The sequence below is a fragment of the Chitinophagaceae bacterium genome (assembly GCA_016699815.1).
Lineage (GTDB): Bacteria > Bacteroidota > Bacteroidia > Chitinophagales > Chitinophagaceae > Ferruginibacter.
The window spans coordinates 2,280,254-2,293,344 of record CP065012.1; the positions used below are offsets into that span (position 1 = coordinate 2,280,254).

The 13,091-nt window shown below is 39.0% G+C and carries 11 protein-coding genes; 8 read left to right on the top strand and 3 right to left on the bottom strand.

The features are described 5' to 3' along the window. The first annotated feature begins 73 nt into the window (after positions 1-73). The gene (locus IPO46_10235; protein QQS62480.1) at positions 74-790 is read left to right on the top strand and encodes a 16S rRNA (uracil(1498)-N(3))-methyltransferase; all 717 of its coding nucleotides are present in this window, start codon (positions 74-76) and stop codon (positions 788-790) included. On the opposite strand, the gene IPO46_10240 is transcribed toward IPO46_10235, so the two are convergent. Next, positions 791-1,600: a TerC family protein gene (locus IPO46_10240; protein QQS62481.1), complete on the bottom strand. Its 810-nt coding sequence runs from the start codon at positions 1,598-1,600 to the stop codon at positions 791-793. It abuts the gene before it with no gap. Between the two features lie 83 nt (positions 1,601-1,683). Here IPO46_10240 and gcvH point away from each other — a divergent pair, with 83 nt between their 5' ends. From gcvH to IPO46_10255, 3 genes are all read left to right on the top strand, one after another. Continuing rightward, a complete protein-coding gene (gene gcvH / locus IPO46_10245; protein QQS62482.1) occupies positions 1,684-2,061 on the top strand; it encodes a glycine cleavage system protein GcvH in 378 nt (125 codons plus the stop codon). Further along, positions 2,061-2,483: a VanZ family protein gene (gene vanZ / locus IPO46_10250; GenBank protein ID QQS62483.1), complete on the top strand. Its 423-nt coding sequence runs from the start codon at positions 2,061-2,063 to the stop codon at positions 2,481-2,483. The genes gcvH and vanZ overlap by 1 nt, the downstream gene beginning before the upstream one ends. 121 nt (positions 2,484-2,604) lie before the next feature. Further along, complete coding sequence (locus IPO46_10255; protein ID QQS62484.1) at positions 2,605-3,318, top strand: DUF4290 domain-containing protein; 714 nt, start codon at positions 2,605-2,607, stop codon at positions 3,316-3,318. Between the two features lie 260 nt (positions 3,319-3,578). Here the strand turns inward: IPO46_10255 and IPO46_10260 are convergent, their stop codons facing one another. Together IPO46_10260 and IPO46_10265 are read right to left on the bottom strand one after the other, a co-directional pair. Further along, positions 3,579-4,160 carry a 7-carboxy-7-deazaguanine synthase QueE gene (locus IPO46_10260; protein ID QQS64375.1) on the bottom strand — a complete coding sequence of 194 codons (582 nt, stop codon included), beginning with the start codon at positions 4,158-4,160 and terminating at the stop codon, positions 3,579-3,581. A gap of 48 nt (positions 4,161-4,208) precedes the next feature. After that, a complete protein-coding gene (locus IPO46_10265) occupies positions 4,209-5,081 on the bottom strand; it encodes a bifunctional 5,10-methylene-tetrahydrofolate dehydrogenase/5,10-methylene-tetrahydrofolate cyclohydrolase (protein QQS62485.1) in 873 nt (290 codons plus the stop codon). Between the two features lie 101 nt (positions 5,082-5,182). Here IPO46_10265 and IPO46_10270 point away from each other — a divergent pair, with 101 nt between their 5' ends. The 4 genes from IPO46_10270 to IPO46_10285 all read left to right on the top strand — a co-directional run bounded on the left by IPO46_10270 (position 5,183) and on the right by IPO46_10285 (position 13,065). Next, positions 5,183-6,016, top strand: a complete 834-nt coding sequence (locus IPO46_10270) for a hypothetical protein (GenBank protein ID QQS62486.1) — start codon at positions 5,183-5,185, stop codon at positions 6,014-6,016. Next, positions 6,013-8,079: a helix-hairpin-helix domain-containing protein gene (locus IPO46_10275; protein QQS62487.1), complete on the top strand. Its 2,067-nt coding sequence runs from the start codon at positions 6,013-6,015 to the stop codon at positions 8,077-8,079. The genes IPO46_10270 and IPO46_10275 overlap by 4 nt, the downstream gene beginning before the upstream one ends. A 165-nt stretch (positions 8,080-8,244) precedes the next feature. Next, positions 8,245-11,376, top strand: a complete 3,132-nt coding sequence (locus IPO46_10280) for a SusC/RagA family TonB-linked outer membrane protein (protein QQS62488.1) — start codon at positions 8,245-8,247, stop codon at positions 11,374-11,376. A gap of 27 nt (positions 11,377-11,403) precedes the next feature. Further along, complete coding sequence (locus tag IPO46_10285) at positions 11,404-13,065, top strand: SusD/RagB family nutrient-binding outer membrane lipoprotein (GenBank protein ID QQS62489.1); 1,662 nt, start codon at positions 11,404-11,406, stop codon at positions 13,063-13,065. Positions 13,066-13,091: the final 26 nt, after the last annotated feature.

Sequence of the window (13,091 nt, forward strand, 5' to 3'; positions counted from 1 at the left end):
ATTATTTCTAAAGAGTGACGCAGCAGGATAAATATTATTAGTGCTTTATCTTTACCCCTCATTTTATTTTTACATGGCACTTCCTTTTTTTTATTTTGCTGAAGAGCGGTTTACTTTAGGGAATCAAATAATCCTTGATGAAGCTGTCTCAAAACATATCGTACAAGCACTACGGATGCAAAATGGTGAAAAACTCATCCTTAGCAATGGTAATGGTATTATTGCCACTTGCATTATTGCCGATAACCATCGAAAAAAATGTACCGTTGAAGTAATAAATGCACAAATAAAAAATCCACCACAGCATAAAACCATAATTGCTGTTTCGCCAATAAAAAATTCCAGCCGCTTTGAATGGTTTTTGGAAAAAGCCACAGAAATAGGTGTTTCGGAAATTGCGCCGCTTTTATGCAGCCGCACCGAGAAACAATCTTTAAAGCCCGAAAGGGCAAAAAATATTTTGGTAAGCGCTATGTTGCAAAGCCGCCAATGCAGGCTGCCGCTTTATCATGAGCCGGTAAAATTCGAAAATTATATGGATACGCTAAAGAATGAAAATACTTTGCAAAAATTTATTGCTCATTGCGAAAATGCAGAGCATAAGTTTTTGCTTACCCCTTTTGAAAAACCGGCATCATCAATAATATTAATTGGGCCCGAAGGTGATTTTACAGCAGAAGAAATTCAATTGGCCCTGCAACATAATTTTACCGCCGTAAGCCTTGGCCAAAACCGGTTAAGGACAGAAACGGCAGCTTTGGTAGCATCGGTTTTGCTTGCTTTAAAATAATTAATGCGCTTCATCATCAAATGCTGATGCTTTTTCCTGTGGAAGTTGGGGTTCATTAAGTTTTACCACATGCTTCTTTTTTGCACGGTTTATCATGGTCATATTCAGCAATTCCACTACAAATGAAAATGCCATACCAAAATAAATATAGTTTTTCAAATGTAAATCATGCACTTTTTCACTATCCCAGCCTTCAATTACCAGGCTCAACCCAATCATCACCAAAAAAGATAGGGCCAGCATTTTAAGAGTAGGGTGCTTTTGAATAAAACCTGCAATGGCAGGGCTAAAGAAAAACATCATAAACATGGCAATAACCACAGCCGCAATCATAATTTCTAAATGCTTGGCCGTGCCTCCTGCAGTAATAATACTGTCAAAAGAAAATACGGCATCAATTAGCATTATTTGGCCAATGGCCGTACCAAAACTTAAGCCTGCTGTTTTTGAACCGTTTTGCGTTGGGTCTTCCCCTTCCAGCTTGGCATGTATTTCCTTTACCGATTTATAAATTAAAAACAAGCCACCCAGCAGCATTACAATACTGGCCAGGTCGAAACCTTTGCCGTAAACCGTAAAAATTGCTTTGCCTTTTTGGGCAAGCAGCCAGCTCAATGCCATTAATAATAAACAGCGGGATATAATGCCGGTAATAATCCAAATAGTACGGCCCTTCTTTTGCTCTTTTGCATCTTTTAGCCGGTTTAAAATTAGGCTTACAAAAATTACATTATCTATACCAAGTACAATTTCCAATACAACCAATACGATAAAACTTATGAGACTTTCGCTGGTAAATAGATGTTCCATTTTTCAAAAATAGGGGTAAAATTTAATGCTTGCATTTTGTGGTGAAAAAAAACTATCTTGCAAATCCGAAAAAAATGCATTTCATGAGCACACCGGAAAACTTAAAATACACCAAAGACCACGAATGGGTAGCCATTGATGGGAATTTGGCCACCATTGGTATTACCCATTATGCACAGCACGAACTGGGCGATATTGTTTATGTAGATATAAACACCGTGGGTAAAAAACTTGCTGCAGAAGAAATATTTGGCACCGTAGAAGCCGTTAAAACAGTAAGTGATTTGTTTTTGCCGGTTTCCGGCACCATTACCGTGGTAAACCCTGCATTGGAAGCCAACCCGGAACTGGTAAATTCTGACCCATACGGCGAAGGATGGATGGTAAAAATGGAAATTGATGCCGGCGCCGATTTATCCCGTTTGATGGATGCTACAGGCTACAACTCATTAATTGGATAATGCTAAAAATCAATAAATTTTTTACTGTAAAAAGTTATAAGCCGGGTATAGCCTGGTTTTTTATTGCTTCCATATTGTTGCTCATTCCAGGGCCGGATTTACCTATAACCATTGACTGGCTGGATAAAATATTTTTTGATAAATGGGTGCATTTGTTTTTGTTTGGTATGCTTACTTATTTTTTGCTGGTACCCTATTGTAAGAAACAGGTTTTTACAAATGATAAAAAACACTATGCAATTATAGTTTCCCTTGCAATTTGCAGTTGGGCACTGGCTATTGAATTTATTCAAAAAAATTTTGTAAAAGGACGTTCTTATGAGTTAACCGATTGGCTGGCAGGTTGCACCGGGGTGTTGATAGCCCTGCTTTTTATTTGGAGAAAATATATTCAGCAGCCCAGGAATCAAATAGCGCTGTAAACCTTTGCCCGTAAGAAGTACAGAAAAACAACACTTTATAATTAACAGATCAAAAACCGGTTATTGGGTTTTGCCGTATGCTCCCCAAAACTTAATTTTGTAAATATAGCACATTCAATTTATGGAATATAACAGCACCCGTGCCCCACTCATTATGAAAGAGTATGGCCGCCATATTCAAAAAATGGTAGATTATCTCCTTACCATAAAAGACAAAGATGAGCGGCAAAAAAATATTTATGCAGTAATTGAATTAATGGGTTTCCTTAACCCACATTTGAAGAATGTAGAAGATTTTCGCCATAAACTTTGGGACCATCTTTTTCTCATCAGTAATTTTCAGTTGGAGGTAGAAAGCCCATACCCAATACCTACCAGGGAAAAATTAAAGGCAAAACCCAAGCCGCTGCATTACCCAAAAAGGTATCCCAAGTATAACCACCTGGGAAAAAATATAGAAACCGTTTTGGATAAAGCGCTTATAGAAACCGACCCCGAAAAAAGGCAGGGCTTTGCCAATGTAATTGCTTATTACATGAAGCTTACTTACAGCAACTGGCATAAAGAACTGGTGCATGACGATACCATACAAATGGAACTTAGTGAAATTACCGATGGCGAACTGGAATTTACCAATAAGCCCTTTGTGAAACACCGCACCGAAATACAATCCGATTACGGCAGGGACAATCGCAGCGGAGGCCGCAATCAATACCGTAAAAACTTTGGCGGCAGAGATAACCGCAGTGGCGGTGGTAACAATAACCGCAGCAATAATAACAACAACCGCAACAATGGAAGGAATAACAATAAAAACTTTAAGAAGCGGTATTAATATCTTTATAGAAGTTTAATTATAAAAAAGGTTGAAACATAGTTTCAACCTTTTTTATTTATATTAGTATCTGCTATTGTTTATTTGTTGCTCCTTTTTTATGAATGAAATATATTATTGCAAGACAAATAATAATATAAATAACAAAAATGTAAAAATGTTCTTTTATCCATTTATGATAAAGAAAAAAAAGGGTAGTTGTAATTAAATGAAACCATAGCCCAAACCTGCCAGCTTTTTTATTCATAATATTATTTGCCCTAAGGCACATTTATAAACTTGTGTATTTGCAAAGAAAGCTCCCATTGCGGGTTTACTTTTATGTAATCAATTATTTGGGATAGCATTTTATCCTGTTTGCCCCATTCTGGCTGCAAATACAGTCGGCAGCCGGGCGCTACAAGGGCTGCATGTTTTTCTGCCCATTCAAAATCTGATTTATTGAAAATAATTATTTTCAATTCATTTGCCTTTGCCAAAACTTCGGGCAAGGGCGCTTTAAATTTTTTGGGAGAAACACATATCCAGTTCCAAAAACCACTTAGTGGAGAAGATCCCGATGTTTCAATATTGGTTTCAATTCCCTGTACCTGCAATTTTTTTGTAAGGCTATCAAGATTGTATAACAATGGCTCGCCCCCTGTAATTACACAAAGGGTTGCATTACTTTTTTTAACTTCATTTACTATGGTATCAATTTTTATAAAAGGATGAGCAGAGGCATCCCAGCTTTCTTTTACGTCGCACCATGTGCAGCCCACATCGCAGCCACCGAGCCGTATAAAATAAGCAGCCCTGCCCTGGTGATAGCCTTCGCCCTGTATAGTATAAAAATGCTCCATTAAGGGCAAAGTAGTTTTCACCTCAATATTTGTATTCGTATTCAAAAATTATTTTTTTGTAACCGCATTCAGGGTGTTCATCAGCAATGCGCCAATGGTCATTAAGCCCACGCCGCCGGGTACTGGTGTTATATAACTGCATTTTGGCGCTACGTTTTCAAAATCTACATCGCCTTTAATGGAAAAGCCGCTTTTTTTAGTTTCATCTTTTACACGGGTAATTCCTACATCAATCACTACGGCTTTTTCTTTAACCATATCGGCAGTTAAAAAACCGGGCCTGCCCAATGCAGCAACAATAATATCTGCCTGCAGGCAAATTTCTTTTAAGTTTTTTGTTTTGCTGTGGCATAAGGTTACGGTGCAGTTTCCGGAGTTGGTATTTTGGCTTAATAAAATACTCATGGGTCTTCCTACAATATTACTGCGGCCAATTACTACGGCATGTTTTCCCTGGGTTTCAATTTTGTAATGTTGCAGCAACAACATAATGCCATAAGGCGTAGCCGGCACAAAACCCGGCAAGCCCAGCACCAGCCTGCCCATACTTATTGGGTGAAACCCATCCACATCTTTTGAAGGGTTTATGGCATTAATTATTTTTTCTTCATTAATATGTTTGGGCAGGGGCAGTTGCACTAAAATACCATCCACATCTTTGTCGGTATTCAGCTTTTCAATATTGCTTAAAAGATCAGTTTCTGTTATCTTTTCATCAAGTCTTATTAAAGTGCTTTTAAAACCCACATCGGTACAGCTCTTTACCTTGCTGGCCACATAGGTTTCACTTGCACCGTTGTTGCCTGCCAGTATAGCAGCCAAATGAGGTTGCTTGCCCCCGTTTTGTGTGTGTATATTTGTTTGATGTTTAATTTCTTCTTTAACTGCTGCCGAAACCAGTTTGCCATCTAATAGTTGCATGCTGCAAAAATACAAAAGCTCCGGGCTTTGCGTTGCAATTCTTAATTGAAGTATGCATGTTTATTTATTTTTTCCTAACTTCAATTCAAATTATTACTGCATTGAGAAGAATTTTTTTTAGCCTTTTATGCCTTGCCGTATTGCAGCAATTAAATGCACAATCGCTGAGGTACAGCTTAAGCATGCCTTATGTAAGCCTTGGTGCTTACAGCAGCCGGCAGCAGGATGTTTTTTCATTTACCAGTAACCAGGCAGCCCTGGCAGGTGCAAAATTTGCTGCTGTTGGTGTTTATGGAGAGCGCAGGTTCATGCTGGAAGAAACCAGCCTTTATGGCCTTGCCCTTGCCTTGCCTACCAAAAACCTGGGCAATTTTGGAGTAATGGTAAACTATTCCGGTTTTTCTAATTTTAATGAAAACAAAGCCGGGCTTGCTTATGCACGCAGCCTGGGCAGTAAGGTAGATATTGGCATACAATTTAACTATTACGGCTACCGAATTCCCGCTTACGGAAGTACATCTTCCATAAATTTTGAAGCCGGTGCGCTGGTACATTTAACGGATAAGCTCAATGCAGGTGTGCATGTATATAACCCCGTAGGCGGCAAATTAGGTAAAGAAAGCGATGAAAAATTAGCTTCTGCTTATAAACTGGGCATGGGTTACGATGCATCGGATAATTTCTATTTTAGTGCAGAAATAATTAAAGAGGAAGATAAAGAAGTGAATGTAACCGGCGGCTTGCAATACCATTTCAAAAAACAGTTTTTTGCAAGGGCAGGCTTTATGAGTGAAACAGGCAGCGGCTTTGCCGGGCTGGGCCTTGCCTGGAATACATTCCGGTTCGATATTTCCGCAAGCTACCACCCGCAATTAGGGTTTTCTCCAGGTTTAATGTTGCTCTATAATTTTAAGAAGGCTCAAGAAACCAAATGAAACATTTGATCATATTAGTTTGTTGTTTTTTTATAAAAGCTGCATGGGCGCAACCTCCCGTTACGCAGCCCTCGCCAGATACCGAACAACAAATAGAAAATATTACCGAAAATAATGCCGATGAAGAAACCGACGATGATACTTATTTGCAGTCGCTTTCAGAATTTTCGAGGAACCCCATTAATTTAAACTTGGCAGATGCCGCAACTCTGGAAGAACTACTTTTACTCACACCCATTCAAATAGATAATTTTATAACTTATCGTACATTACTGGGTAAGTTTTTAACTATCTATGAAATACAGGCCATTCCAGGCTGGGATTTAGCAACCATTCAAAAAATACGGCCCTATATTATGGTAAGCCAGGCCGTAAACTTATTTAATGCCATTGGCAGCAGGTTAAAAAACGGAGATAATATTTTATTTGTTCGTTCTACGCAGGTGTTGGAAAAATCCAGGGGTTACAAATTAGATAGTTCGCAGGCCACAAATTTTTACTACGGCTCACCGCAAAGGCTTTTTATACGGTATAAATACAGTTTTAAAAATTTGTTGCAATACGGTGTAGTGGCCGAAAAAGACCCCGGTGAAGAATTATTTAAAGGCTCCCAAAAATATGGGTTCGACTATTACTCCGTACATTTTTTTATGCGAAATGCAGGCATAGTAAAAGCGCTGGCTCTAGGGGACTTTACGGTAAACCTTGGCCAGGGTTTAACGCAATGGATGAGCCAGGCTTACAGAAAAGGGCCCGATATTACTACTATAAAAAGGCAGGCTGCTGTATTGCGGCCCTATAACTCCGCAGGCGAAATAAATTTTCATCGTGGTATAGGCATTACCGTTGGTAAAAATAACTGGGAAGCTACATTGTTTGGTTCCTACAAAAAAATAGATGCCAATTTTGTTGCGGCAGATACCAGTTTACTGGAGGCTGAAGATATTGTAACCTCTTTGCAAACATCGGGCTATCACCGTACCAAAAGCGAAGTAGAGGATAAGGGAATGCAGCGCCAGGTAGCATTTGGCGGCAATTTTAAATATAGGCTTTATGGACTGCAAATAGGTGTAAATGCTGTGCAATATCAATTTAAATTACCCCTTCAAAAATCTCAATATCCCTATAACCAGTTTGCACTTACCGGAAAAACATTTGGCAATTATAGCATAGATTATGGCTATACTTACAGGAATATGCATTTTTTTGGAGAAGCTGCCAGTACTAATAAAAGAAAACTTGCCTTTATTCAGGGCATGCTCATGAGTGTTGCAAATAATGTAGATGTAAGTTTGTTATACCGTAATATTTCTCCTGCTTACCAATCCTTATATACCAGCGCATTTACCGAAAATACTTTTCCTACCAATGAAAAAGGCCTTTATACGGGCATTTCCATAAAACCGGCAATGGGCTGGCGAGTAGATGCTTATGCAGATGTATATAAATTTCCCTGGTTGCGCTATAGGGTAGATGCACCTACAACCGGTAAGGAGTATATGTTTCAGCTAACCTATCAGCCCAATAAAATTTTTAGCATTTACAGCCGCTTACGCAGCGAAAGCAAGCCCATAAATTACAATCCTACAGGGTTAACTTTAAACCCGGTAATACCACAACCCAGGCAAAACTGGCGTACTCAACTAAGTGTAAAACTCAATTCTATTTTTACATTCAGGAGCAGGGTAGAAATGGTTTGGTTTGATAAGCGGGGAAGCGCTGCCGAAAATGGCTTTACCATTTTTACTGATTTACTGTATAACCCAATGATGAAGCCACTTTCGGGCAATATTAGGCTGCAATATTTTGAAACAGATGGATACAATAGCCGGGTGTATTCTTATGAAAACGATGTTCTTTACGGTTATTCCATACCGGTTTTTTATGATAAAGGATACCGTTATTATATTAATGTTAATTACGATATTAATAAGCGCATTTCTCTTTGGGCAAAATGGGCGCAAACCATTTACTCCGATAAAACCCTTATTGGTTCAGGCCTCGATGAAATAGAAGGCAACCATAAAACCGAAGTAAAGCTTCAACTTCGGTATAAATTCTAAAAATACCACTCAGCTAATTTTAGTAATATTTTTTTTGGATGCAGCAATTCAAAAACTGCCTTTGTCATTATAAATGTATATAACCGGGAGTGTATTTTAACATTTTTTTTGTGTTGAACCTATAACTCCTTATTTTTGTAGCTTACATATATTAATTAATCGCACATGAGAAGATTTCTAACACTGTTCACAGTGCTAATGCTCACATCAATTTTTGCATTTGCACAAGACCGGCTGGTGACCGGTAAGGTTGTTGACGATAAAGGTAATGGAGTACCAGCGGCATCAATTAAAATTGCCGGTACTAATAAGGGTACCTCCACTGATTCTGACGGTTCGTTTGCCATTAAAGTTAAAAAAGGTGAACAACTCGTTATTTCTTCAACCGGGTACGAATCTAAAACGGTTCCTACCGATGGTCAATCTTTTGTAGGCGTTACTATAGCAACCACTTCTGCAACCATGCAGGAAGTTGTTGTAACTACTGCAACTGGTCAAATCCGCCAAAAATCTTCAGTAGGGTTTTCTACAGCTACTGTAAAAGGATCGGAACTTACCCAGGCCAAAGCAACTAATATTGCACAGGGCCTTACCGGTAAAGTTTCCGGCGCTACCTTCTTACAAACAAACAGTGGCGTTTTTCAGGATACAAGGATCACGCTACGTGGTATCCGTTCTTTAACCGGTAATAACCAACCCATGTTGATTGTTGACGGTGTGCCCATTTCATTAGGTTACCTAAACTCTATTAATCCTAATGACATTGCTACTGCTGATATCTTAAAATCTGCAGGTTCTACTGCCATTTACGGTTCCGATGGTGTAAATGGTGCCATAGTTATTACAACCCGCAGGGGTTCAAAAAACAGGCCACAGGTTTCTGTAAGCCATGCGGTACAATTTGAATCCATCAACTATATGCCTCAATTCCAAAATCGTTGGGGTTCTGGCTATGCCCAGGATGGTAACGGAAACGGTACTTATGAACCACACGAACAGCAAAGTTGGGGAGATGAATTTGATGGTTCCATCAGGCAATTGGGCGATCCTGGTCCCAACGGAGAAATCTATACTCAAAAATATGCTTACCTGCAGGGCGAAAGAAGAAGGTTTTATGATGTAGGTACCACCAATCAAACAGATGTATCTTTCTCCACTGGCGACTTTTACTTAAGTGGCCAAAACGTAGATATTAAAGGTACTGTACCCGGCGATAAAAATACAAGAAGAGGAATTACCTTTAAAGCCGAAAAAGAATACAACAGGTTTAAAGCCTCACTGGATGTACGCTATAATCAACAAAAATATAATGTAACTACAAGCAATACCCTTATTTGGTATGGCGTGGCAAGCGCCCCCGGCCAGGTTCCTTTAACCGATTTTTGGGATTGGAGAAATGACGTAAGGGCCAGCCCCAATGGTTATTATACATTATACCTTTCCAACCAGGAGTACACTCCTTATTTCACCAAAGATATTAACAGGGATATCGGTAAAACCGATGATATTTTTGGAAACATCGAATTTAAATATAAAGCGGCTTCATGGTTAAACTTAACGTACCGGTTAGGGTTATCTGTTAGCAATACGGGTAGTACAGTTACCAAAGAACCTTTCAGCTTCTCCGATTATTATTTCGCAAGGCCAGAAGCTACTGCACAAACAGGTACTACTGCAGCTATTCAAAATTATAATGACTATAGCAACAGGCTTACTTCCCTGTTTATGGCTGACTTTATCAGGAAGTTTAATAAAGTAGGTTTAAACGGAACCTTAGGTTACTCTTACCGTGATTCAAGGAGCAAACTCCAGAAAACAGGTAGTGACAACCTCGGTAAATCACAATTCCTGAGCATTGCAACCCGCCTGGGCGAGCCTACAGTTAACGTTGACAACACTACATCAAGAACACAACGTTTCTTTGGAAGGGTGGGATTTGATTACGACCGTTGGTTGTTCCTTGAAGTAACCGGAAGCTACGATATGGATAGCCGCCTGGTGCCTGCAAATAAAATTTTCCAGTTAAAAGATATTTCTTTCTTTTATCCCGGTGCAAGTGCTTCAATTCTTCTTCATGAAATTATACCCGGTTTAAAAGACAATAACACTTTGAACTTCTTTAAAGTTCGTGGTGCAATTGCTAAAACCGGTAACGTAAATATAAGTCCTTTTGCAAATGAAGTGGCTTTTTCTTCCGGTACTTTCTTTCCTTTTGGAAGCCTTCCAGGTTACCAAATTGGATCTACAATTTATCCAAACGAAGGTTTAAAGCCTGAATTTGTAAATACCAAAGAAGTAGGGATTGAATTAGGGTTTCTTAAAAACAGAATCAACTTAGAAGCTACATATTATAACCAAAATAATACCGACCAGGTATTGAACGTACAGCTTTCTAATACAACAGGCGCTACATCTGCTTTATTAAATGCTGGTAAGTTTACCAATAAAGGCCTTGAATTTGACCTTAAATTAACCCCGTTGGTTAAATTGGGAGAAGCAGAAATTGATTTTAAAATCAACTACGCTAACCAGGATAGCAAAATTACCGGCCTTATTGATGGTGTAAATGAATTGGGTATTGGCAACTATAACTATGCTGTTGTGGGTTCACCTGCATTTGTTTTCAAAACCAATGATTATTACAGGGATTCTGCTACAGGCAAAGTAATTGTTGACCCAATTACCGGTATGCCTTCTCAAAATCCTAATTTAACGCAATTTGGGCGTACGCTTCCCAAGCATATCCTGGGTTTAAACCTTAGCATAAAATGGAAAGGATTTACCCTGGGCGCAGTAGCTGAATACCGCAGTGGTAACCAGATAATTGCTGACCAGCTCGGTAATTTCCTCGATGATAACGGTATTTCTGCAAGAAGCGGATCTTACGGTAGAAGGGCATTTGTATTCCCTAACTCAGTTTATTTAGATAATGGTAAATATGTAAACAATACCAATATTTACACACAAAATTATGGTAGGTTATTCTATAATAATGATATCAATACAGATGTAACCAGCAACTATCTTGCTGATGGTTCTTTCTGGAAATTGCGTGAACTTACTTTAATTTACGATTTCCCAGCTTCTATTTTTAAAGGTAAAGGTATCAAAGGCGCTTCTATCGGCTTTACAGGAAGAAACCTGTTTATGTGGTTGCCAAAATCAAACCAATGGACAGATCCTGAATTTACTGCTAACGGTAATAATTCTTATACCGGAAACGCAGTAGGTTTAAGTACAGCGTTTAACCAGCCTCCTACAAGGTTTATGGGCGCTAACGTAACTTTAAACTTCTAATATCATTAATAATAAAAAGGAATAAAAATGAAGCTATTTAAAATAAAATATTTTGCAATACTTGCGTTTACAACTGCCGTGGTAGCCACAGGTTGCAAAAAAGCAGAATTTGCAATCAATACCAATCCCGATGATGTTACGGCATCAACGGTGGATTACAAATCAGTGTTACCGGCAGCGCAGTCATATACCGCAACCATTACCGCAAACAGGTGGCGCTTCCTGCAACATTGGATGGGCTATTGGGCTCGTTCTGGCAGCTATCAGTCAGAAGACCAGATAGAAACTTATGAATTCACAAACGATTTTCAAAATAGTATTTGGAACAACTATTATTACAATGCAAATAACTACAATTTTATAGTTACCAACGCCAATGCAAAAGGAGCCGGTACTTACGAAGCCATTGGCCGCATTATGAAGGCACTCGACTTTCAGGTATTGGTGGATATTTATGGTAATCTCCCTTACTCTGAAGCATTTAAGGGTACCGATTTTAAAACGCCAAAGTATGATGATGATGTAGCTATTTATAACGACCTTTTACGCCAATGCGATATTGCCATTGGGTTATTGAAAGATCCTATCTTAAGTGCACCCGATGCAAATCCGGCAATTGCTACTAACGATTTAATGTTTAAGGGCAATACAACAAACTGGATAAAATTTGCCAATACTTTAAAGTTGCGCTTATTAATACATGCCTCTACTACAAAGTTTGATGCATCCGGCGGCGAAATAAATTCTTTTGCCCCAGGTATTGATGTTGTTGCAGAAGGCGCAGCCATTGCAGCCGAAGGCAGCGGTTTTATAGAAGCTGGCGAAACGGCGCAAATTGAACCTGGATATTCCAGTACAAAACCTAATCCTTACTACAGGACTTATCGCTTTACAGAAACCGGTACGGTTGCTTCATCTGGAGATGTAAGTAAAGCAAATAAATATGCAGTAGGTGCCAGCGATAATGGCGGTTATTATCAGTATAATGGAGACAAGCGTGTAAATCAATTATACGAATTCCCTAAAACTACACCTCCAACAACCGTACACAGAGGTATAACCTTTGGTGAAGTTTCCGGAGTAGATGCAAATAACCAGGGTAATAAATTATCTACAATTTGGGGTAAAGGCTTATTACCCAATGAGGCAGCTACCAAGGCATGGATATTTACCAGCACTGAAAGCTTGTTTCTGCAGGCAGAGGCACTTTACAGGGGTATATTACCTGGTGGTTCACCAGCTGCCCAGGCAAAATTGGCTGATGCTGTTACCGAATCTTTTGTATGGTTGGGCTTAACTACAACCGATGCCACAAATTATTTAGCTGGCAATGCCGGGTATCCTGATGTGGATATTACAGCAGGTTCATTAGGCGCTGGTTTACCGGGCGGTGGTATTTATACCATTTTATCACAAAAATGGTTTGCCTTAAACGCTACAGCTACTTTGGAAGTTTGGACAGATTTTCGCAGGAGTGATATTGAATACGGCGCTGCTGTAGGTTTTGATCCAGGTCCTCCAATTTCAATTCACCCAAATAATTCACATTTGTTCTTGCCTACACGCTTGTTTTATCCTCAAAATGAGTATAATTACAATGCCGCAAATGTGGCTGCAGAAACACCAAATGGTGGAATAGACTTATTTAACCCGGCAACTCAAAACCGAATTTTCTGGGATTTAAATTAATAAACATAAAGAAAAATATTAATAAA

Excerpts from the sequence above, each read along its gene's own strand:
- IPO46_10240 (QQS62481.1), bottom strand. The coding sequence starts at position 1,600 with ATGGAACATCTATTTACCAGCGAAAGTCTCATAAGTTTTATCGTATTG.
- IPO46_10265 (QQS62485.1), bottom strand. The coding sequence starts at position 5,081 with ATGCAACTATTAGATGGCAAACTGGTTTCGGCAGCAGTTAAAGAAGAA.
- IPO46_10275 (QQS62487.1), top strand. The coding sequence starts at position 6,013 with ATGAAACATTTGATCATATTAGTTTGTTGTTTTTTTATAAAAGCTGCA.
- IPO46_10280 (QQS62488.1), top strand. The coding sequence starts at position 8,245 with ATGAGAAGATTTCTAACACTGTTCACAGTGCTAATGCTCACATCAATT.
- gcvH (QQS62482.1), top strand. The coding sequence starts at position 1,684 with ATGAGCACACCGGAAAACTTAAAATACACCAAAGACCACGAATGGGTA.
- IPO46_10255 (QQS62484.1), top strand. The coding sequence starts at position 2,605 with ATGGAATATAACAGCACCCGTGCCCCACTCATTATGAAAGAGTATGGC.
- vanZ (QQS62483.1), top strand. The coding sequence starts at position 2,061 with ATGCTAAAAATCAATAAATTTTTTACTGTAAAAAGTTATAAGCCGGGT.
- IPO46_10235 (QQS62480.1), top strand. The coding sequence starts at position 74 with ATGGCACTTCCTTTTTTTTATTTTGCTGAAGAGCGGTTTACTTTAGGG.
- IPO46_10285 (QQS62489.1), top strand. The coding sequence starts at position 11,404 with ATGAAGCTATTTAAAATAAAATATTTTGCAATACTTGCGTTTACAACT.
- IPO46_10260 (QQS64375.1), bottom strand. The coding sequence starts at position 4,160 with ATGGAGCATTTTTATACTATACAGGGCGAAGGCTATCACCAGGGCAGG.